The 19,315-nt window shown below is 69.0% G+C and carries 20 protein-coding genes; 13 read left to right on the top strand and 7 right to left on the bottom strand.

What is annotated here, in order from left to right; genetic code table 11:
- Positions 1-45: 45 nt before the first annotated feature.
- The 3 genes from E0H73_RS31385 to E0H73_RS31375 are packed head-to-tail and all read left to right on the top strand — an operon-like array spanning position 46 to position 2,844.
- Positions 46-1,029 carry an ATP-binding cassette domain-containing protein gene (locus tag E0H73_RS31385; RefSeq protein WP_131362376.1) on the top strand — a complete coding sequence of 328 codons (984 nt, stop codon included), beginning with the start codon at positions 46-48 and terminating at the stop codon, positions 1,027-1,029.
- Positions 1,029-1,817, top strand: coding sequence for an ABC transporter permease (locus tag E0H73_RS31380; RefSeq protein ID WP_131362374.1), 789 nt, complete (start codon positions 1,029-1,031; stop codon positions 1,815-1,817). Before E0H73_RS31385 ends, E0H73_RS31380 begins: the two co-directional genes overlap by 1 nt.
- 13 nt (positions 1,818-1,830) lie before the next feature.
- Entirely contained in the window at positions 1,831-2,844 is a 1,014-nt protein-coding gene (locus tag E0H73_RS31375) for a zinc-binding dehydrogenase (protein WP_131362371.1), read from the top strand.
- Here E0H73_RS31375 and E0H73_RS31370 read toward each other — a convergent pair.
- Positions 2,827-3,906 (bottom strand): adenosine deaminase, encoded by a 1,080-nt coding sequence (locus E0H73_RS31370; RefSeq protein ID WP_131362369.1) that lies wholly within the window; start codon positions 3,904-3,906, stop codon positions 2,827-2,829. The genes E0H73_RS31375 and E0H73_RS31370 overlap by 18 nt on opposite strands.
- A 76-nt stretch (positions 3,907-3,982) precedes the next feature.
- Here E0H73_RS31370 and E0H73_RS31365 point away from each other — a divergent pair, with 76 nt between their 5' ends.
- Together E0H73_RS31365 and E0H73_RS31360 are read left to right on the top strand one after the other, a co-directional pair.
- Positions 3,983-5,797, top strand: coding sequence for an ABC transporter ATP-binding protein (locus E0H73_RS31365; protein WP_131362367.1), 1,815 nt, complete (start codon positions 3,983-3,985; stop codon positions 5,795-5,797).
- Positions 5,784-7,577 (top strand): ABC transporter ATP-binding protein, encoded by a 1,794-nt coding sequence (locus tag E0H73_RS31360; RefSeq protein ID WP_131362365.1) that lies wholly within the window; start codon positions 5,784-5,786, stop codon positions 7,575-7,577. The genes E0H73_RS31365 and E0H73_RS31360 overlap by 14 nt, the downstream gene beginning before the upstream one ends.
- A 6-nt stretch (positions 7,578-7,583) precedes the next feature.
- Here the strand turns inward: E0H73_RS31360 and E0H73_RS31355 are convergent, their stop codons facing one another.
- Positions 7,584-8,057, bottom strand: a complete 474-nt coding sequence (locus E0H73_RS31355; RefSeq protein ID WP_202867645.1) for a nitroreductase/quinone reductase family protein — start codon at positions 8,055-8,057, stop codon at positions 7,584-7,586.
- A gap of 112 nt (positions 8,058-8,169) precedes the next feature.
- Here E0H73_RS31355 and E0H73_RS31350 point away from each other — a divergent pair, with 112 nt between their 5' ends.
- A complete protein-coding gene (locus E0H73_RS31350) occupies positions 8,170-8,862 on the top strand; it encodes a TetR/AcrR family transcriptional regulator (protein ID WP_131362363.1) in 693 nt (230 codons plus the stop codon).
- Here E0H73_RS31350 and aat read toward each other — a convergent pair.
- Positions 8,855-9,520, bottom strand: a complete 666-nt coding sequence (gene aat, locus E0H73_RS31345) for a leucyl/phenylalanyl-tRNA--protein transferase (RefSeq protein WP_131362361.1) — start codon at positions 9,518-9,520, stop codon at positions 8,855-8,857. The two genes, E0H73_RS31350 and aat, sit on opposite strands and share 8 nt — an antisense overlap.
- Before the next feature lie 216 nt (positions 9,521-9,736).
- On the opposite strand from aat, the gene E0H73_RS31340 reads away from it, so the two are divergent.
- Positions 9,737-10,432 (top strand): EcsC family protein, encoded by a 696-nt coding sequence (locus tag E0H73_RS31340; protein ID WP_131362359.1) that lies wholly within the window; start codon positions 9,737-9,739, stop codon positions 10,430-10,432.
- Between the two features lie 5 nt (positions 10,433-10,437).
- A complete protein-coding gene (locus tag E0H73_RS31335) occupies positions 10,438-10,824 on the top strand; it encodes a VOC family protein (RefSeq protein WP_131362357.1) in 387 nt (128 codons plus the stop codon).
- A 3-nt stretch (positions 10,825-10,827) separates the two neighbouring features.
- Here the strand turns inward: E0H73_RS31335 and E0H73_RS31330 are convergent, their stop codons facing one another.
- Entirely contained in the window at positions 10,828-11,667 is an 840-nt protein-coding gene (locus E0H73_RS31330; RefSeq protein WP_131362355.1) for a helix-turn-helix transcriptional regulator, read from the bottom strand.
- A gap of 41 nt (positions 11,668-11,708) precedes the next feature.
- Positions 11,709-12,677 (bottom strand): hydroxymethylglutaryl-CoA lyase, encoded by a 969-nt coding sequence (locus E0H73_RS31325; protein ID WP_238164392.1) that lies wholly within the window; start codon positions 12,675-12,677, stop codon positions 11,709-11,711.
- On the opposite strand from E0H73_RS31325, the gene E0H73_RS31320 reads away from it, so the two are divergent.
- The gene (locus tag E0H73_RS31320; protein WP_131362353.1) at positions 12,670-13,314 is read left to right on the top strand and encodes a GNAT family N-acetyltransferase; all 645 of its coding nucleotides are present in this window, start codon (positions 12,670-12,672) and stop codon (positions 13,312-13,314) included. The two genes, E0H73_RS31325 and E0H73_RS31320, sit on opposite strands and share 8 nt — an antisense overlap.
- Positions 13,315-13,395: 81 nt before the next feature.
- Here the strand turns inward: E0H73_RS31320 and E0H73_RS31315 are convergent, their stop codons facing one another.
- Positions 13,396-14,193 carry a metallophosphoesterase family protein gene (locus E0H73_RS31315; protein ID WP_238164391.1) on the bottom strand — a complete coding sequence of 266 codons (798 nt, stop codon included), beginning with the start codon at positions 14,191-14,193 and terminating at the stop codon, positions 13,396-13,398.
- 114 nt (positions 14,194-14,307) lie between these two features.
- On the opposite strand from E0H73_RS31315, the gene E0H73_RS31310 reads away from it, so the two are divergent.
- From E0H73_RS31310 to E0H73_RS31295, 4 genes are all read left to right on the top strand, one after another.
- Positions 14,308-15,045 carry a DUF8175 domain-containg protein gene (locus E0H73_RS31310; protein ID WP_131362351.1) on the top strand — a complete coding sequence of 246 codons (738 nt, stop codon included), beginning with the start codon at positions 14,308-14,310 and terminating at the stop codon, positions 15,043-15,045.
- Positions 15,045-16,313 carry a TrbL/VirB6 family protein gene (locus E0H73_RS31305; RefSeq protein ID WP_131362349.1) on the top strand — a complete coding sequence of 423 codons (1,269 nt, stop codon included), beginning with the start codon at positions 15,045-15,047 and terminating at the stop codon, positions 16,311-16,313. Before E0H73_RS31310 ends, E0H73_RS31305 begins: the two co-directional genes overlap by 1 nt.
- Before the next feature lie 129 nt (positions 16,314-16,442).
- Positions 16,443-16,994 carry a MarR family winged helix-turn-helix transcriptional regulator gene (locus E0H73_RS31300; RefSeq protein WP_131362347.1) on the top strand — a complete coding sequence of 184 codons (552 nt, stop codon included), beginning with the start codon at positions 16,443-16,445 and terminating at the stop codon, positions 16,992-16,994.
- Between the two features lie 109 nt (positions 16,995-17,103).
- Positions 17,104-18,666, top strand: coding sequence for a molybdopterin-dependent oxidoreductase (locus tag E0H73_RS31295; RefSeq protein WP_131362345.1), 1,563 nt, complete (start codon positions 17,104-17,106; stop codon positions 18,664-18,666).
- Here E0H73_RS31295 and E0H73_RS31290 read toward each other — a convergent pair.
- Positions 18,663-19,265, bottom strand: coding sequence for a TetR/AcrR family transcriptional regulator (locus tag E0H73_RS31290; protein WP_131362344.1), 603 nt, complete (start codon positions 19,263-19,265; stop codon positions 18,663-18,665). The genes E0H73_RS31295 and E0H73_RS31290 overlap by 4 nt on opposite strands.
- Positions 19,266-19,315 lie beyond the last annotated feature (50 nt).

Genomic DNA, 19,315 nt, shown 5'->3' with positions numbered 1-19,315 from the left:
CAGCAGCGGACCGGCTCCCATCACCCACAAGGGAGCCACCACATCATGGATACGCACGCCCTCGAGGCAGTCGACCTGGTCAAGACGTACCCGGCCGGCCGCAAGAAGCCCCCGCTGCGCGCACTGGACGGGCTGACGTTCAGCGTCCCGGAAGGCGTCGTCCTCGGCCTCCTCGGGCCGAACGGCGCCGGCAAGTCCACCACCGTCAAGATCCTCACCACCTTGTCCCGCGCCGACTCCGGTACGGCGCGAGTCGCCGGGTACGACGTCGTCCGCGAGCAGGACCAGGTCCGTCACGCGATCGGGTACGTACCGCAGAAGTCCAGCTCGGACCCGATGGCCACCGGTGTCGAGAACCTCGTCCTCAGCGGCCGGATCTACGGCCTGTCCCACGCGGACGCCGTACGCCGGGCCGCGGAACTGCTCGAACGGTTCGGGCTGACCGAGTTCGGCGATCGTCAGGTCAAGACGTACTCCGGCGGCATGCAGCGCAAGCTGGACGTCGCGCTCGGGCTGGTGCACAGGCCGCAGGTGCTGTTCCTGGACGAGCCGACCACCGGTCTCGATCCGGAGGCCCGCGCCGAACTGTGGAACGAGGTCGGCCGGTTGTCTGGTGACGAGGGTCTGACCGTGCTGCTCACCACGCACTACCTGGAAGAGGCGGACCGGCTGGCCGGTCAGCTCGCCATCGTCGATCACGGCAAGATCGTTGCCGAGGGCACCCCGGAGGCGCTGAAGGCGGAGCTGCGCGGAGACTCCGTATACGTCGAGCTGGTTGACCCGGACCTCGACGGCACCGTCCGCGCCCTGCTCAGCGGGCTGGCCGGTGTCGGCGAGATCGTTGTTGAGGGCAACGCATTGCGCGCCCGCGTCGATCGCGGTGCGACCGCGGTTCCCGCCGTACTGGGAGCCCTTGAGGACAAGGCGATTCCGGTCACCGCGGTGACCGTGTCCCGGCCGTCGCTCGACGACGTGTACCTCCAGTACACGGGACGCTCGTTCCGTGCGGTGGAAGAGGAGGCGGCGTGATGTCGACCGCAGCTCCGGGATTCACCTCACACACTCGCTTCATCACCGGCCGCTGGCTGCGGGCGCAGTACCGGCAGCCTGCTCTGATCGCGTTCACCCTGGTCCAGCCGGCGATCTGGCTGCTGCTGTTCGGCCAGCTGTTCAAGGGTGTCGTCAACATCCCGGGCTTCAGCGATTCGTCGTACATCGCGTTCCTGACGCCCGGGATCGTGATGATGACCGCGCTGATGACGAGCGGCTGGAGCGGTACGACGTTCATCGCGGACATGGAGCGCGGTGTGATGGACCGGATGCTGGCCTCTCCGGTCAGCCGTGGCGGCCTGATGGCCGGTCAGTTGATCAGCAACGCGACGACGACTCTGATTCAGACCATTCTGGTGTTCGCGATCGGCATGGCCGCTGGCGCCCGGTACGACGGCGGTGCGGCCGGCTATCTGGTCACGATCGGGGTGTCGATGCTGGTCGGGATCGGATTCGGCTCGCTGTCCAACGCGGTGGCGCTGCTGACCCGGCAGCAGGAGGCGCTGATCGGGATCTCGCAGTTCGTCTCGCTGCCGCTGACGTTCATGTCGTCGATCATGATCGACCCGTCGGTGGCGCCGCACTGGGTGAACGTCGCGGCTCGCTTCAATCCGGTGGACTGGGCTGCGATCGCCGCTCGTCAGGCCCTGGCGGCCGACCCCGACTGGTCGTCGGTACTGCGCCACTCCGGTTTGCTGCTCGCTTTCACGCTCTTCGTCGGCTGGCTGTCGACGCGCGCATTCCGCACCTACCAGCGCTCGGTGTGAGCATGATCGGTGCATGAGAGCAGTCGTGGTCCACGGACCGGGTGACGTGCGGGTCGAAGAACGGCCCGACCCGTCGCCCGGTCCTGGTGACGTCCTGGTGGCGATGGAGTGGGGCGGGGTGTGCGGGAGCGACATCTCGTACGCGTTGCACGGTGCGTCCGGGACCGCCGTACTGCGGCATCCATTGGTGCTCGGGCATGAGGTCGCCGGGCGGGTCGCCGTACTGGGTGAGGGAGTGACGTCGTACGCCGTTGGTGATGCGGTGACCGTGCATCCGGCGACGCCGTCGGACGAGCCGCTGCCGGCGCGGTTGATGGGGCGGACGAACTTGCACCGCGAGGTCCGGTACCTGGGGTCGGCCGCGTTCGATCCGCATGTCGATGGCGGGTTCTCGACGTACAAGGTGTTCCGGGCCTCGCAGTTGCGGGCGCTTCCTTCTGGCGTCAGTACTCAGCTCGGTGCGCTGGCGGAGCCGCTGGCTGTCGCGTTACACGCGGTCGGGCGGCTTGGTCCGTTGGATGACCGTGAGGTGCTGGTGAACGGCGCCGGGTCCATCGGGTGCCTGGTGGTTGCGGCCGCGAAGGCGCGTGGCGCGGGGCGGGTGGTCGCGGCCGATGTGAACGCGGCGGCACTGGACCAGGCGCGTTCGCTGGGCGCAGACGACGTAGTAGATCTCGGTGCCGACCAGACGCTTCCGTCGGATGTCGAGTTGGTGGTCGAGGCATCCGGGGTGCCTGCCGCACTCGGCGCCGTCCTGCACGCCACCTCCCGCGGGGGGACCGTCGTGCAGGTCGGCAATCTCCCGATCGTCCCGACGCCGGCGGTGCTGGCCGATCTCGTCACACGCGAGATCACCTGGACCGGCTCCTACCGCTTCGTCGACGAGATCACCGAGGCCGTCGAGTTGCTTGCCAAGGGCATTGACCTGTCACCGCTCATCGCAGGTACGGTCGACCTGGACGACGCTCCCGCGGCGATCCCTGCGGCCGGATCCACCCCGGGCAAGGTCCTACTTCGCCTCGGCTAGGGCTTCGGCGTACCAGGGCTTGATGACCTGGTCGATGATCGCGAGACGTTCGTCGAAGGGGAGGAACGCGGACTTCATCGCGTTGATGGCGAACCAGCGGAAGTCGGCCAGACCGTAGTCGAACGCCTCCGCGAGCAGGGTCAGTTCGCGGCTCATCGACGTACCGCTCATCAGGCGGTTGTCGGTGTTGACCGTGACCCGGAACCGGAGTTTGGCGAGCAGGCCTATCGGGTGGTCGGCGATCGACTCGGCCGCACCGGTCTGCAGGTTCGAGCTCGGGCACATCTCCAGCGGGATCCGCCGGTCCCGCACGTACGCCGCCAGCAGGCCGAGGTCGGCCTTGCCGGTGTCCGGGTCGTAGTTGATGTCGTCGATGATCCGGACGCCATGGCCGAGCCGGTCGGCGCCGCACCACTGGATCGCCTGCCAGATCGACGGCAGGCCGAACGCCTCGCCGGCGTGGATGGTGAAGTGCGCGTTCTCCCGCTGCAGATACTCGAACGCATCCAGGTGACGGGTGGGCGGGTAGCCGGCCTCGGCGCCCGCGATGTCGAACCCGACCACGCCCGCATCGCGATACGCGACCGCGAGCTGGGCGATCTCCATTGAGCGGGCCTTGTGCCGCATCGCGGTCAACAACTGGCGCGCGACGATCGGCCGCTCCGCAGTCGCCATCCCGTGCTCGAAGCCCTCGCGGACCGCGTCGACCACCCCCTCCAGCGAGAGTCCGCCGTTCAGGTGCTGCTCCGGCGCGTACCGGACCTCGGCGTACACCACGCCGTCGGCCGCGAGATCCTGCACGCACTCACTGGAGACCCGCTTGATCGCCTCGGCGTTCTGCATCACCGCGACGGTGTGGTCGAACGTCTCCAGGTACCGTTCCAGCGATCCCGAGTCCGCCGACTCGACGAACCACTCCCCGAGCTCCCCGGCATCGGACCGCGGCAGCACATGCCCGATCTCGTTCGCCAGCTCCAACACCGTCTCCGGCCGCAACCCACCATCCAGGTGGTCATGCAGAAGAACCTTCGGTGCCGCGCTCAACTGCTCCGGAGTAATCATGCCGCCATGGTGCCAGCAGCGGGGCATCCGGCAAATGTTCAAGATTTCCGTCGGTGCGGCGTGCCATGGTGAGGAAATGATCAGCCGCCTGCGTCGCCGCCCGGAATGGCAGTTCTTCGCGGTCCTGCCCAAGGCTGATCCGGTGCTGGCCACGGTCTGGTGGGTGCTCCTGCTGGCCCGCGGCGCACTGCCCGCGGTATTCGCGATCGCCATGGGGTCGATGGTCGGTGCGGTCCAGCACGGGTCTGCTCTGGCCGCTCCACTGACCTTCATGGGTACGACGTTCGTCCTGCTCCAAGTGCTCACGCCCGTACACCAGGCCGTCAGTGCCAATCTCGGCAGCCGGGTCGCCGCCTGGCTCAACGACGCGCTCGCGGAGGCCTGCGTGGGACCGCCGGGGATCGGCCACCTCGAAGACCCGGAGCTCGCCGAGGACCTGACCGTGGCGCGGGAGTTCGACCGCGGCCAGACCGGTCCACCGATGTACATGAACGTCGACTTCGCCGCGGGCGGCCTGGTCGAGCTCGCCGGCGGGGTCGCCTCCGCGGTGGTGCTGTTCGGGTTCAACTGGTGGGCGCCGTTGCTGCTCGTCGGCGCCTGGTCGTCGACGCACTGGCTGCTCCGGGAGAGTGGTGTCTGGCGGGACCGGAACACGACCGAGGTTCGATCGGCGCAGCGGCACGCCGACTACGCCTATCGGCTGGCCGTCGAGCCGGACGCGGCGAAGGAGGTGCGGCTGTTCGGCTTGGCCGACTGGACCGTGCAGCGGTTCACCGATCGGCGCCGGCGGCTGTTCGAGTTGCAGCACGCGGCGACGCGGCTGCGGGAACGCCCGATGATCTGGTGTCTGCTGATTGTCACGGTGGCCAACGGCCTCGTCTTCTGGGCGCTCGGCGTTGCCGCGATCGACGGCCGGCTGGACCTCGACCGGCTGGTGGTCTTCGCCCAGGTCGCGATCGGGGTCAGCATGATCGCGTTCGGTGGGCTGAACTGGGTCCTCGACGGAGCGGCGGCGCCCGTGGTCGCCGTACAGCGTCTGGAGCCGGCGATGGCGCCGGCCGGTGCACTAGCACCCACCCGGCGGCCTGCCGCTGCTGCTGCGCCTGTACGCCGGGGTGCGGTCGCGATCGACATCCGTGGCCTGAGTTTCCGGTATCCACACGCGGCCCAGCCGGTCTTCGACGGACTCGATCTGACCGTGCCGGCCGGCTCGTCGCTGGCCGTCGTCGGCCAGAACGGCGCCGGCAAGACCACGCTGGCCAAGCTGCTGTGCAGGTTGTACGACCCGGACGCCGGATCGATCGAGGTCGACGGGGACGACCTCCGCGACCTCGACACCGACGGCTGGCGGACCCGCGTCACCGCGGTCTTCCAGGACTTCCTGCGGCTCGAGCTCCCGGTGCGGGACAACGTCGCACCGGCCGGTGCACCGGAGGCGGACATCCTGGCCGCACTCGCGGACGCCGGTGCCGGTGACCTGGCCGCCCTCGACACCCGGCTGGCCACGGGCTACGGCGACGGCATCGACCTGTCCGGAGGTCAGTGGCAACGGATCGCGTTGGCGCGGGCGCTGTGCGCCGTACGGCAGGGCGCTGGACTGGTGCTGCTCGATGAGCCGACAGCCCAACTGGATGTCCGGGGCGAGGCGGCGATCTTCGATCGCATTCTGACGGCGACGCGCGATGTGACCACGATCCTGATCTCGCACCGGTTCTCGACCGTCCGGCATGCCGATCGGATCTGTGTCCTCGAAGCCGGCCGGGTCGTCGAGCTCGGCAGCCACGAGGAGTTGATGGACCTCGGTCGGCGGTACCGGACGATGTTCGACCTGCAGGCCCAACGCTTCACCGCGGAGGTCGACGAACAGGGGATGAGCTATGACACGCTCTGATATCGACGATCTGCCCAAAGCCGTGCCGGCGATGTGGCGGCTCTGCCGACTGGGCTATCAGCATGAGCCGCGGCTCCTGGTCTTCGCCTTCGGGATGACTCTGCTGGCCGCGCTGCCGGACGCGTTGCTCGCGCTGTGGCTCGCGGTGCTCGCTGAAGGTGTTCTGCAGGACGACCGGCGGGCCGTTCTGCTGGCGGTGAGCGGGCTCGCGCTGTCGGTCACGGCGACCTGGTTCCTGCGGACGCTGTCGGCCCGAGTCTCCCGGCGATTCCGGGACCGCGTCACGATCATGCTCGAGGCTCACGTGGCCCGCCTGCAGGCGTCCGTCGCCACCGTCGAGCACCACGAGCACCGCGACTTCCTGGACCGCCTGTCGGTCCTGCGCAAACAGGTATTCGTGCTCGACCACATGTACATGTCGCTGTTCTCCACCTGCGGCTGGATCCTGCGGCTCGGGGTGACTGTCGCTCTGCTGATGTCGATCCATCCGGCGCTGGTGCTCCTGCTGGTGTTCGCGCTGCCCACCGTCCTCAGCTCGAGCTGGCGGCCGGGCGTCGAGCGCGCGGTCGAGGAGCGGTACGCCGCCAACAGCCGCTTGGCCGAGCACCTGTTCAAGACCGCGACCACGCCCGCTCCCGGCAAGGAGGTCCGCGTTCTCGGCATCGGCCGGGATCTCGTGGTGGGCCGTCGTAGTGAGTGGGAGCGGTGGTACGCGCCGATGGCCGCGGCCCGCTGGACCAGCGCCGCCTGGCATGCCGCCGCCTGGGCCGTGTTCGGTGCGGCGTATGTCGGTGCCGTCCTGTTCGTCGCGTCCGGACTGAACGGCTCGGTCGGTCAGGTGTTGCTGATCCTCGCGGCCGGCGCGCGGTTGTCGTCGTACATCGGTGCGACCGTCGGCGAGATCGGCTTCCTGCGCGGGATCTGGCTGGACGGATCCCGGCGGCTGGTCTGGCTGGAGAACTACGCGGCCTCGTTCGACACCACCGCGGATCTGCCGGCGCCCGACCAGCTGACCGACGGCATCCGGCTGGAGCACGTCTCGTTCTCCTACGCCGGATCCGACCAACCTGCACTGGACGACGTCGAGCTGCGACTGCCGGCGGGCAAGGTGATCGCCGTCGTCGGGGAGAACGGCGCCGGCAAGTCGACCCTGGTGAAGCTGATCTGCAAGATGTATGAGCCGACCGACGGACGCGTCCTGGTCGACGGCCAGCCACTGGACCGGATGCCGGCCGAGGCGTGGCGGCTGAAGATCGCCGGCGCCTTCCAGGACTTCTTCCGGTTCGAGTTCCGGGCCGACCACAGTGTCGGCCTCGGGGATCTGCCGAGGCTGGACGACGAAGCGGCCGTCACCTCTGCCGTCGGACGGGCCGGTGCCGAGGATGTCGTGGAGCGTCTTGAGGCCGGGCTGAACACTCAGCTCGGGTCCACCTGGCCGGGTGGAGCGGAGATCAGCTTCGGGCAGTGGCAGAAGCTGGCGCTGGCTCGGGGCTTCATGCGGGACCGGCCGCTGCTTCTGGTGCTCGACGAACCGACCGCCGCGCTGGATGCCGAGACCGAACATGCGCTGTTCGAGCGGTATGCGGCAGCGGCCAGGAACAGCACGGACGGACGGATCACGATTCTGGTCTCACACCGCTTCTCGACGGTGCGGATGGCTGATCTGATCGTGGTCCTGGACGGTGCCCGGCTGGTCGAGACGGGAACACACGACGAGCTCATGGCGCGCAATGGCCACTACGCCGAGCTGTACCGGATCCAGGCCGCCGCCTACCACTGATGCCCTTCAGACGGAGTGGATCTTGAAGACGGGGACGCCGGGGGCGATGTGGAGGAGGGTTTCCTCGGGGGAGTTCTTGGTGACGTCGCCGGAGAAGAAGGTCCCGACCTCCCAGGCCCACTTCTTCAGGTAGAGGCGGAGAACCGGAAGCTTGTCGGCGTTGGGGACCTCCTCGGCGCGGAAGGTCTCGATCTTGCGGCCCAGTTGGAGCCGGCCCTCGTTGCTGGCGCGGAGGTTCTTGACCCACTGGGTGTAGCCGCGCGGCGCAACCAGGTAGCGCTGACCGTCGAGGACCAAGAGGTTGACGGGGGTGCTCCTCCAGTCGCCGGTCTTGCGGCCGCGGACCGACAGGACCCGGCTGCCCATCAGGCTGATCCCGAGCTTGGTGAAGCGGGCGACGATCCGGTTGAAGATCCGCATGCTGCCGTCGGCAGCGGTGATCACGCGGTTGGCGTCGTAGGTCTGCTTGTACTCCGGCATCGTGGTGCCCCTCCAAGTCTGCGAGAGCGGTGCTCTCTGTTGTGATCAGTGAACACCGGAGCAGCGCTCCCTGTCAAGAGCACTGCTCTCGGTTTTGTGGCACACTGCCTCTATGAACGCCGGACGCACCGCACGTGAGAGAGCCCGCGCCGAGCTGACCGAGGAGATCAAGGCAGCCGCCCGCCGGCAGCTCGCAACCGAAGGAGCCGAGTCGCTGTCGCTGCGCGCGATCTCCCGCGAGCTCGGCATGGTGTCGTCGGCCCTCTACCGATACTTCCCGAGCCGCGACGACCTACTCACCGCCCTGATCATCGACGCGTACGACGCTCTCGGTACGGCGGCCGAGTCGGCAGCGGCGAAGGACTACGAGCACCCGATCCAGGCCTGGCTCGCGGTGTGCGCCGCCCTCCGCGAGTGGGCGCGGGCCAACCCGCACGAGTACGCCCTGATCTACGGCTCACCGATCAGCGGCTACCAGGCACCGCAGGCGACGGTCGAGCCCGCCGCCCGGACGCCGATCGTCCTGCTGCGCATCGTGAGCCGGGCCCACGCGGAGGGCTGGCTCAAGCTGCTCGATGACGCGCCAGAGCCCACCGGCAAGCTGCCCGAACAGCTCGACGTGATTGCCGAGATCGCTCCCGGCGTACCGCACCGGATCCTGCTGCGGGTGGTGATCGCGTGGACGCAGCTGTTCGGGATGATCAGCTTCGAGCTGTTCGGTCAGCTGGTCGGGACGATGGATCCAGCCGATGACTTCTACGACGCGGCCACCCGGCAGATGGCCAAGTTCATCGGCCTCAGCTGAAGGCCTTGGGTAGCGGCAAGGTGACGGCCTGCGCGACCCGTCGTACATAAGCCTCCCGCGGGATCGAGACCGCGCCGAGCGTCGCCAGATGGTCCGTCACCCACTGGATGTCGAGGACCCGGTCGGCGGCGTACTCGTCGTCCAGCAGCTCGATCAGCCCGGCCACCGCCGCTTTCGACCCGTCGGTCTTGTGGTGGAACATCGACTCCCCGGCGAACAGCCCGCCGATCGCGACGCCGTACAGGCCGCCCGCGAGCTCGTCACCGTCCCAGGCCTCGACCGAGTGCACCCAGCCGAGCCGGTGCAATTCGGTGTACGACGCGATGATGTCCCGGTCGATCCACGAGCCTGGCCGGCGCGGATCGGCGCAGGCCCGGATGACCTGGTCGAACGCGGTGTTCACCCGGATCTCGAACTTGCTCCGGGCCCGCCGTACCGTCCGCGACGGCCGGTACCCGGCCACCTCGATCACGCCCCGGTCGACCGGTGACCACCACAGCACCGAACCCCGGTGGTCGGGCATCGGGAACAGCCCCGCCCGGTACGCCGCCAGGACCGTCCCCGGAGCCAGATCCGCGCCTCCCGCGACGACGTCACTCGCCCCGGCGACCGCGACCGGCGGAAACTCCCAGACAGACCCAGCAGGCTCGACAGGCACCCCTCCATCCTGGACCACGCCGCATCGACCCCGCCCGGCCACCCGGCGGCCTGCTCACCCGGCAGCTCGATCACCAAGCGACCAAGCGGCGAGCGGCGCGGTGGCGCCGGCCACCTAGGGGACACCAAGGGTTTCTCCCGAGTGGCGGCGCTCCGGGAGCCACGTAGAGTTGAAGCACGCCCCGACTCCGTCGCGGGGAGGGCCGGAAGGAGCACCGTGGCCGGAGTAGCCAAGTTCGTCGCCAGCAGTCTCGCGCCCGCCGCGCAGCGGTTCGCACCGCAGGCCGCGGCGGGTGTCCTGCGCCAGATTCTCGAGGTCGCGATCGACGGCTACCAGCGATTCCCCGGTGCGGAGCAGGTCGCCGAGGCCAAGCTGGCGAGGGTCGGGAATGACCCGCAGCTCGCGATCGACGCAGTGATCGACCAGCACATCCGGCTGGCCGGCGTCCAGGGCTTCGTCACCAGCATCGGCGGCCTCGTCACGTTCCCGGTCGCCCTGCCCGCGAACATGACCGGCATCGCCATCGTCCAGGCCCGGATGATCGCCGCGATCGCCCACATCCGCGGCTACGACCTGGACGACCCGCGCGTTCGCACCGCGGTCATCACCTGCATGCTCGGCGAGGACGGCGTCACCGACCGGCTGAAGAAGTCGAGCCTGCCGACGTCGCCGCTCGGGATCGCGACCGCACCCGTGTTCGACCCCGAGCTGGACCGGCTGGTGTCCGGTGAGGTCGTCGCGGAGCTGATCGCCCGGATCAGCGGCAAGCGGATGGCGCTCACCGTCACCCGCCGGATCCCGCTGCTCGGTGGTGCGGTCGGTGCCACCGTCGACGGCTTCGCGACGTACCGGATCGGTCAGTACGCCGACAAGAGCCTGATCCGGCGGATCCGGCGGCCGATCGAGCCCTGACGAGCGTGGTCGCGCCGTTCTGGGGACCGACGCTCGACTGTCCGGATCCGCTGGAGCTGGGCGAGTTCTACCAGCGCGTCGCGGGTGGCGACCTCGCCGTCGTCCACGAGGCGTTCGTGGAGTTGAGGTTCGAGACGTACAGCATCGGCTTCCAGCGCGACCTGAACTACCGGGCGCCGACCTGGCCGGATCCGCGCGTGCCGCAGCAGTGCCACCTCGACTTCATGGCGGCGGACCTGGACGCGGAGCAGGCTCGCGTCGTCGAGGCGGGCGCGATCCCGACCGCGCTCCAGCCTGAGCCATCGGTGTTCCGGGTCTTCCTCGACCCGGCCGGACACCCGTTCTGCCTGACCACCTGGCGTACGCCGAGCGGTCCAGCCAAGTCCCGCTGACCGTCAGACCCCAGCCGACTCCACCGAGCGGCGGGTCATCGGGAGCCGGCTGCGCGTCTCCTCGTCGGCCGGAGTCTCGACGAACAACACCAGGTCAGGATGCGCGGGCACGGCCAGCTCGGTAACGGTGAAATGCAGCTCGCCGGCCACCGGGTGCAGGAGGTGGCGCGGACGGGGACTGCACGCGGCGACCTCGTGCCGGGACCAGAGCTGAGCGAACTCCGGGCTCAGCTTCTGCAGCCGCTCCAGGTCCGTCTCCCAGTCGGGATCGCCGACATGTTCGCCGTACGCCGACCGCAGCCGGCCGACCAGGTACGGGACCTCGGTGTCGTAGTTGAGCAACTGCTGCCGCGAGGTCGGCTCCGTGAGGATGCACCAGAGCAGGTTCTTGTGGATGCAGGGCAGTGCGTGCCAGTCGTGGAACAGATCGACGTACGCCGCGTTGGTCCGGACGATGTCGAACCGAGTGTTGGTGATCACTGCGGGCAACGGGTCGAGCGCGCCGAGGATCTCGACGAACACCTGCTCGTCCGCGCACAGGCTCGTGCTCGGTGGCCGCGCCGGAGTCGCCTCGGCCAGACGATAGAGGTGTTCACGCTCGATCGAGCTCAGTCGCAGCGTCCCGGCGACCGCATCGAGGACCTGCCCGCTGGCGTTGATCGGCCGGCCCTGCTCGAGCCAGGTGTACCAAGTCACGCCGACCCCGGCGAGCTGGGCGAGCTCCTCACGGCGCAGTCCGGGCGTACGACGCCGACCGCCGGCGGGCAGACCGACGTCCTCGGGGGACACCCGGGCGCGCCGCGCCTTCAGGAAGTCCCCGAGCTCGGTCCGGCGATCAGTCACCCGCCCATCCTGACCGCATCCACCGACAGTTTCCGAACGATTTATCCGGCGAGCGCCTGCACCACCCGGCTCGGGGACGGCTTCCCCAGCTGACCGGCCATCCAGACGCTGGTGGCGACCAGCTTCTCCAGGTCGACACCGGTCTCGATGCCGAGGCCGTCGAGCTGCCAGAGCAGATCCTCGGTGGCCAGGTTGCCGGTCGCGCTCTCGGCGTACGGGCATCCACCAAGGCCACCCGCCGAGCTGTCGACCGTGGTGACGCCGGCGCGGAGCGCGGTCAGCGTGTTGGCGAGTGCCTGGCCGTACGTGTCGTGGAAGTGCACAGCCAGCTTGTCGACGCCCACCCCGGCCGCATCGAACGCCGCGATCAGCGCGGTCACCTGACCGGGCGTCGCCACCCCGATCGTGTCGCCGAGGGACAGCTCGTGGCACCCGAGCTCGACCAGCCGCGCGCCGACCTTCACGACCTGGTCGATCGGTACGTCGCCCTCCCACGGGTCGCCGTAACACATCGACACGTAGCCGCGGACCGTCAGCCCTTCGGCCAACGCGCGCTGGATCGTCGGCGTGAACATCGCGAACTGGTCGTCCAGCGTGGAGTTCAGGTTCTTCGCGGCGAAGGTCTCGGTCGCGCTGGCGAAGATCGCGATCTCCCGCACGTTCGCGGCCAGCGCCCGGTCGAGGCCGCGCTCGTTCGGGACCAGGACCGGCGCCCGGACGCCTTCCGGCAACTCAAGCCGCTCGAGCAACTCCGCGGCGTCGGCGAGCTGCGGCACCCACTTCGGGTGCACGAAGCTGGTCGTCTCGATGGTCGTCAGCCCGGCGTCCACCAGCCGCTGGATGAACTCCGCCTTGACCGCGACGTCGACGATCGCCGACTCGTTCTGCAGTCCGTCGCGCGGTCCGACCTCGTAGATCGTGACCCGGCCGGGCAGTCCGTCGGCCCGCTCCACCTGCGGCTTCCGCATGTTCTTGCCCTCCGTACCGCCGACAATGGTCGTGATGAACACTCTTGCTGACATTCTGCGTGGCGTCGAACGCGGCGCGTTCCCGCCCCCGGACCTCGGCATCACTGTCGTGCCCCCGCCCGCGGACCGAGCGTCGTGCCTGCTCGCGTTCACCGCCCACATCGTCATCGCCGCCGATGTCGACGCCGCCTGGGTCGCGGAGCGACTGCCACCAGGCGACCTCTGCGCACCGACGAACCCACCGTTCCTGTCGGCTCTCGAGGCGGCGACCGGACGCCACGTGGCCTCCCTCGACGCGATGCTGCTCGCACCAGCAATCACCGACCTGGCGGAGCGCGCCGCGGCGACCGCCGGTCTCAGCGAAGTGACCGACCACCAGCACCCCCGGGTCGAGAACGCCTTGCACACCCGCGACGACGTCCGCGTCTATCTCGACGAGTACGGCGGTTTCGTGCTGACCGGACGTGGACTCGCGGACCGCATCGAGTGTGCGATCGAAGTACCGGAAGACGCCCGCGGCAAGAGACACGGGCGCCGGCTGGCGCGGGCCGCGCGGGCCTTGATTCCTGCGAATGCACACGTTTGGGCGCAGGTCACACCGGGCAATGCCGCATCGATGCGCACGTTCTTCGCGGCCGGCTACCGGCCTGTAGGTTCGGAAGCTCTGCTGGTCAAGTGACGGCCGGGTGAACATCCGATGGTCGGACCGTTGCTCCGGGCACCTAATCCACACCTGTGGACAACGTTGGGGACAACGTCCTCAGGCAGTGCGGATCCGGCGGTGGTAGGTGTGCGGTTCGCCGGCGTAGAAGTTGCCGCGGTACAGACCCCGGATGATCTCCGCCTCGTAGCCGTCGAGTTCGGGCATGCCGAGTTCGCGGGCGATCTCGAGCTCGGCGTGCGCGTCGTACGGGACGCGGACGAACTGGATCGAGAACGTCGCCGGATCGGGTGAGTCCGGCACACCTTCGAGGATCGTGTAGACCGGGGTCGGATCGTCCAGGCTGTTGCCGACCGAGCCGATGTTGAACAGCGTCCGGCCGAGGTCGACCTCGTAGAACGGGTCGTGGGTGTCGGCGTACCCGACCATCGTCGGGATCGGGCCGTCGCCGGTGGCCTCGGTGTTCTCGAACATCAGCCGGTACTCCGCCTCGTCGTGGTCGAACCGGACGCGCTTGTGAACACTCGTCGAGGACGCGTGGAACAGCCGGATCTGCCGGCCGCTGAGCAGGAAGTCGTGGCAGAACGGGAGCCCCCGCAGCCAGGTCCCCTGGTCCTCGCGCAGTTCCTTCTGCCACCAGCGCATGCCCTCGCTGTCGAACTCCCGCTCCGGGTCGGGCAGCGAGTCGTCCCAGTTGCCGAGGATGTTCACCTCGCAGACCTCCCGGCACCGGTCCACCACCGCCTGCCCTCGCGGACCCTTCCCGACGTAGTCACCGAGGTTGAAGATCCGCCTGATCCCCCGCCGCTCGATGTCCGCGAGCACCGCCTCCAACGCGGTCAGGTTCCCGTGCACGTCCGAGATCAGCGCGATCCGCTCCAGCCCCATGTCCGTCATGGTTCCAGCCTGCCGCACCGCACCGACACCGGTTTTCCCGGTGCTGACCAAGGTGCCGCCAAGGCCTGTGGATAACTTCCGCGGCGATCGGCCGATCTTTGCCAGCCTTGATCCATGAGGCCGGAGCACGAGAACAAGTCACCGTTCGGACGCGGGTTCGTCACCGCCTGCGTGGTCGTCAGCGTGGTGCTGCTGTGCGGCGTACTGCTGCTGGTCAGCACTCTGACCTCGGACGACGACCAACAAGCGGCAGCGCAGACCGCACCACCAGCCGCGGCGTCCACGACCCCCGACACCGAGCCTGCCGCAGCCGGCGATGGCCGTTGCGGTCTGCCCGAGGGTGATCAGACGATCCCGACGAAGCCGCCGGCCGTGGACTCCTGGGAGGTCAGCCGTCGCGTCGTCGTCCCGCGGTCAAGCGCCGCCGGACCGGCCCGGACCGATCCCGACGGCTTCCGGCACTGCTTCGCCCACTCACCGACCGGCGCCGTGTTCGCCGCCTACAACGTGGTCGCCGCCTTCGCCGACCAGGAGCAGGCGCTCGCCACGATCAAGAAACTCGTGGTCCCGGGCCCGGACGCCGACGCCCTGACGCGTGCGCAGAGCGAGTCGGAGCCGTCCGGCTCGGGGGCCTCGCAGGTGGCCGGCTTCCGCGTGCTCGACGCCGGCGGCGACAGAGCCACGATCATGCTCGCCCTTCCGGTCGAGTCGGCGTACGCGAGCATCACGCTGACCATGCGCTGGTACGACGGCGACTGGCGCCTTCAGTCACCACCCCCCGGTGAGGCGGTCGGAGATCCGATCTCCCAGCACCGGGACCTGAGCGACTTCGTGCCGTGGAGCGGTGTCTGATGTGTGGGCCGACGCAGATCGAGTGCCACATCACCAGAAGTCTGTACGGCATCGCCGGCAACGCACTGGAGCAGATCGCGAAGAGCATCGGGCAGGCGGCGTACGAGGGCATCCAGGCGATCGCGACCTTCTGGATCGACCAGCCGAGCCCGGCACTCTCGGTCGGCGCGGAGACCTCGACTCCGCGCAACAGCGCGATCGTCGACTTCCTCCAGGGCAATGTGCTGTGGGTGTCGGCGGCCGTCTTCACCGTCGCGGTGCTGGTCGCCGGGATGCGGCTGGCCTGGGAGCAACGCGCCCGGCCGCTCCAAGAGTTGCTCAAGGCAACAATGGTGTTCGTCGCCGTCGGTGCGGCCGGGTCGGCGACACTGCAACTGCTGGCCGAGTGGTCGGACAAACTCGCGGCGGCGATCATCCACTCCGCCCATCCCGACGACACGACCCTGGCCACCGAACTCGCGAACGTGATGCTGCAAGGCAGCCTGGGCACGGTGACGGGAACCAGTCCGGCCACGCTGATCATGATGTTCGCCGGCGTCGCCGTCATTCTGGCGGCCCTGATCCAGGTCGTGCTGATGGTGATCCGGTCGGCGATGCTGATCCTGCTGGCGGGCACGTTCCCGCTCGCCGCGGCCGCGACCAACACCGAGATCGGCCGGGCCTGGTTCCGCAAGTACTGCGGCTGGTCGCTGGCGTTCATCGCCTACAAGCCGGCCGCCGCGCTGATCTACGCGGCCGCGCTGAAGATGAACGAGACCGGCATCGGGCAGTCCGGCAACAGCTTCGTGCAGACCACCACCGGCCTGATGATGTTGTTCCTCGCGATCTTCGCGCTACCGGCCCTGCTCCGCTTCCTGGTCCCGGTCACTGCCGCGGTGGCCGGCGGCGGCTCGGGGATGGGCAGCGCAGTGGCCGATCCGGGCGGCATGGCGACCGGCGCCGTCGGTGTCGGCCGCTCGGCGTTCGGCGGCGGATCGGGCCGAGGCGGATCGGGCGCGTCCGGTGGCGGATCCTCGGGCCGTGGTGCGTCGGGCGCGGTCGGAGTCGGGTCGCATCCCGGCGTCGTCGCGGCCGGCGCGGTGGTGAACGGCTCGCGGAAGGTGGCCGGCGGTGTGGCCGGTGCCGCGGCGCACTCGGCCGGTGAGCAGGGCGGCGGATCGACCACTCCGACCACGTCCTTCGGTCCGCTGTCCCCGGCCGGCGGATCCCGCGAACCACGTCGCGAGAGGAGGGGTCCGAGTGGCAGTACGCCGTCCGCACCGCGCTAGACCGGATCCCGCCGATGGCGCTCAGCGGTGGCCGGGTTACGCTCAGAAGCTTGTCGGTTCGGGGTCGATCTGTAGCCGAAGGGTCACCCCGTGTAGCGAAGTGACCTAGTCAGCTAATAGAGTCCGCGCATGACCATCGCGCCTTCGCTTTGCTCGCCCCTAGCGCTCGCCGATGCAGAACCCACCCGCGCCGCGGAACCATGGGAAAGCGACGTCCTCACCGCGTACGGTCTGCTGCGAGAAGCAGCGGCCGAACTCGATCATGTGATGCGTCACTCCCTCAAGCGCAGTGGTCTGCAAATGGCAATGTTCGAACTGTTGCTGCGGCTGGCCCGCAGTCACGGGGAGAAGCAGCGTCTCACCTCTCTAGCCCGGGAGCTGACCGTCACCACCGGCGGCATCACCCGGCTGGTCGACCGCGCCGAGAACCTCGGTCTGGTACGCCGGGAACCCTGTCCCGACGATGCCCGCGGTTCGTTCGCGGTTCTCACCGAGGAGGGGAAGCGGCGGTTGCGCGAAGCACTGCCGGATCACCTCCTGGAGATCGACAGCCTCTGGATGTCCCAACTGTCCGACGAGCGGGAGGTCGTGCTCGGCAAGTTGCGCCGGGTCCGCGACAACGCCCGCCGCTGGCCGAACGGCCGGCCGGCCTTGGGTCCGATCTCTCCCGAGAGAATCTGACCCGGATCCGACGCAGTATCCGGGACAAAACTCGCTATTTGTATTACCCGCGACTAACGGATGGGGCGCCCGGCTGGTGTCGGGCGCCCCGCCGCGTAATGGTTGAGAGGTGAACCAGCAACTCGTCGACCAGCCGCGGGCGTCCGAACGTCATCCCGAGGGCAGGAACGGGATCCGCTGGCGTGGTGCCCTGGGTGGCATCCTCGCCGCTCTGTCCGGACTGGCGGCCGGGAGCGTGGCCGCCGGCCTCCTGGGCACCTCACAGACACCCGTGGTGGCGATCGGGTCGGCGTTCATCGACCGGGTCCCGCCGTGGCTCAAAGACCTGGCGATCTCCTGGTTCGGCACCAACGACAAGACCGCGCTGCGGGTCGGCATCGTGATCGTCCTGCTCGCCCTGGCCGCGCTCGGCGGCATTCTCGCGGTACGGCGCTACTGGGCCGGCGCACTGATCATCGTCGTACTGACTGGGGCAGCCGTGATTGCGGCGGCGACGCGGGCAGACGCCGGACAGACCGGGTTCCTGCCGTCAGCGGTCGCCGGGATCACGGCCCTGATCATTCTGCGGCTCTTCAGCAGGCGGCTCGAGCCGCTCCTCCAAGGACTCGACGACGGTGTGGGCCGGCGCGGGTTCCTGCAGTTGTCGGCCGGAGTCGCGATCGGCGCAGCGGCCGTTGGCCTGCTCGGCCGGGTCGTCTCAGGGAACCGTGCCGCCGTCGCAGACGCACGGAAGGCGCTCAACCTGCCGAAGCCGCCGAGCCTCGACGCGCCGGCGGGTGCGCAGGCCGAGGGCGCGGTGCCGTGGGTCACCCCGAACGACGACTTCTACCGGATCGACACGGCGCTGTCGGTGCCGCAGATCCTGCCGTCGGACTGGAAGCTGCGCATCCACGGCATGGTCGACCGCGAGATCGAGCTGAGCTTCGACGACCTGCTGAAGCGCCCGGTCCTGCACAAGTGGGTGACGCTGACCTGCGTGAGCAACGAGGTCGGTGGCGACCTGATCGGGAACGCGATGTGGTCCGGAGTACTGCTCAAGGACCTGCTGCAGGAAGCCGGCCCGTCCGCGGACGCCGACGCGATCCAGTCCACGTCGAAGGACGGCTTCACCGCGGGTACGCCGCTCAGCACGCTGCTCGACGATCGCCAGGCGATGCTGGCGTACGCGATGAACGGGCAGCCGTTGCCGGTCGAGCACGGGTTCCCGGTGCGGATCGTCGTACCCGGGCTGTATGGGTATGTGTCCGCGACGAAGTGGCTCACCGACATCGAGGTGACCCGGTTCGACCAGTTCGAGGCGTACTGGACGCCGCGCGGCTGGTCGGCGCTCGGCCCGATCAAGTTGTCGTCGCGGATCGACGTACCGGGCGGCAAGGAGGTGCCGGCGGGTCAGGTCACGGTGGCCGGGGTCGCGTGGGACCAGCACGTCGGGGTGTCCAAGGTCGAGGTCCGGGTGGACGGCGGTCCGTGGCACGAGGCGACGCTGGCGACGGACGCGTCGATCGACACCTGGCGGCAGTGGCACTGGACGTGGGACAACGCCCCGCACGGCATGCACATGCTGCAGTCCCGCGCGTTCGATGCCAAGGGCAACCCCCAGGTCGAGTCCTCGGCCCCACCCGCACCGAACGGCGCGACCGGCCTCCACACCGTGAGCGTGAAGGTCAACTAGGCGGTCACCGCGGTCAGGACCATTGGCAGGAAGGTGCGTTCGAGCGATCCGGCGGGGACCTTGCGGGGCTCCAGCAGGCTTTGTGACCGCGCACCTTCGTGTACGGCGATGACGAGCCGGACGAACTGCTCCGCCGGGACACTCATCCGCATCCCGCTGGTCTCGGAGATCTCCTCGACCAGCTTGGTCAGGCTGGACCGGAACATCGCCCGTTGCCGATTGAGCGCCCGCGCCGCCTCCGGATTCCGCAGCGCGTGCAGGGTGAACTCGGTGGAGATCAGATGCCACTGCCGCTGGTCCCCCGCCGCCTCGTCGAGCAGCCCGAGTACGGCGTCCAGCAGCGTGCCGGGCTGATTCGCAAGGTCCGGCAGCAGCGCGCCGATCTGTTCGAGCAGGCGGTCGGTGGTCGCCTGGAACAACGCCAGCACGAGCTCGTCCTTCGACCCGAAGTTCGAGTAGAAGGCGCCGCGGGTGAACCCGGCCCGCTCGCAGATGTCCTCCACCGACGCGCCGTTGAACCCGCGCTCGGCGAACACCTCGAGGGCACCGTCGAGGAGGCGGGCCCGAGTGGCGGAGCGGCGGCGTTTGGGTGCATCCATAGCAGTAGGATACAGTTCTGTATTGAATACACAACCGTATTGAACGGGGA

The organism is Kribbella pittospori, assembly GCF_004331465.1.
Classification (GTDB): domain Bacteria; phylum Actinomycetota; class Actinomycetes; order Propionibacteriales; family Kribbellaceae; genus Kribbella; species Kribbella pittospori.
Note: the sequence above shows the minus strand (reverse complement) of the source record. Positions and strands in the feature narration are given on the sequence as shown.

Coding starts and splice junctions, on each gene's coding strand:
- E0H73_RS31365 (WP_131362367.1), top strand. CDS start 3,983: ATGATCAGCCGCCTGCGTCGCCGCCCGGAATGGCAGTTCTTCGCGGTC.
- E0H73_RS31310 (WP_131362351.1), top strand. CDS start 14,308: ATGAGGCCGGAGCACGAGAACAAGTCACCGTTCGGACGCGGGTTCGTC.
- E0H73_RS31380 (WP_131362374.1), top strand. CDS start 1,029: ATGTCGACCGCAGCTCCGGGATTCACCTCACACACTCGCTTCATCACC.
- E0H73_RS31375 (WP_131362371.1), top strand. CDS start 1,831: ATGAGAGCAGTCGTGGTCCACGGACCGGGTGACGTGCGGGTCGAAGAA.
- E0H73_RS31385 (WP_131362376.1), top strand. CDS start 46: ATGGATACGCACGCCCTCGAGGCAGTCGACCTGGTCAAGACGTACCCG.
- E0H73_RS31320 (WP_131362353.1), top strand. CDS start 12,670: ATGAACACTCTTGCTGACATTCTGCGTGGCGTCGAACGCGGCGCGTTC.
- E0H73_RS31370 (WP_131362369.1), bottom strand. CDS start 3,906: ATGATTACTCCGGAGCAGTTGAGCGCGGCACCGAAGGTTCTTCTGCAT.
- E0H73_RS31305 (WP_131362349.1), top strand. CDS start 15,045: ATGTGTGGGCCGACGCAGATCGAGTGCCACATCACCAGAAGTCTGTAC.
- E0H73_RS31360 (WP_131362365.1), top strand. CDS start 5,784: ATGACACGCTCTGATATCGACGATCTGCCCAAAGCCGTGCCGGCGATG.
- E0H73_RS31315 (WP_238164391.1), bottom strand. CDS start 14,193: ATGACGGACATGGGGCTGGAGCGGATCGCGCTGATCTCGGACGTGCAC.
- E0H73_RS31290 (WP_131362344.1), bottom strand. CDS start 19,265: ATGGATGCACCCAAACGCCGCCGCTCCGCCACTCGGGCCCGCCTCCTC.
- E0H73_RS31355 (WP_202867645.1), bottom strand. CDS start 8,057: ATGCCGGAGTACAAGCAGACCTACGACGCCAACCGCGTGATCACCGCT.
- E0H73_RS31300 (WP_131362347.1), top strand. CDS start 16,443: ATGACCATCGCGCCTTCGCTTTGCTCGCCCCTAGCGCTCGCCGATGCA.
- E0H73_RS31350 (WP_131362363.1), top strand. CDS start 8,170: ATGAACGCCGGACGCACCGCACGTGAGAGAGCCCGCGCCGAGCTGACC.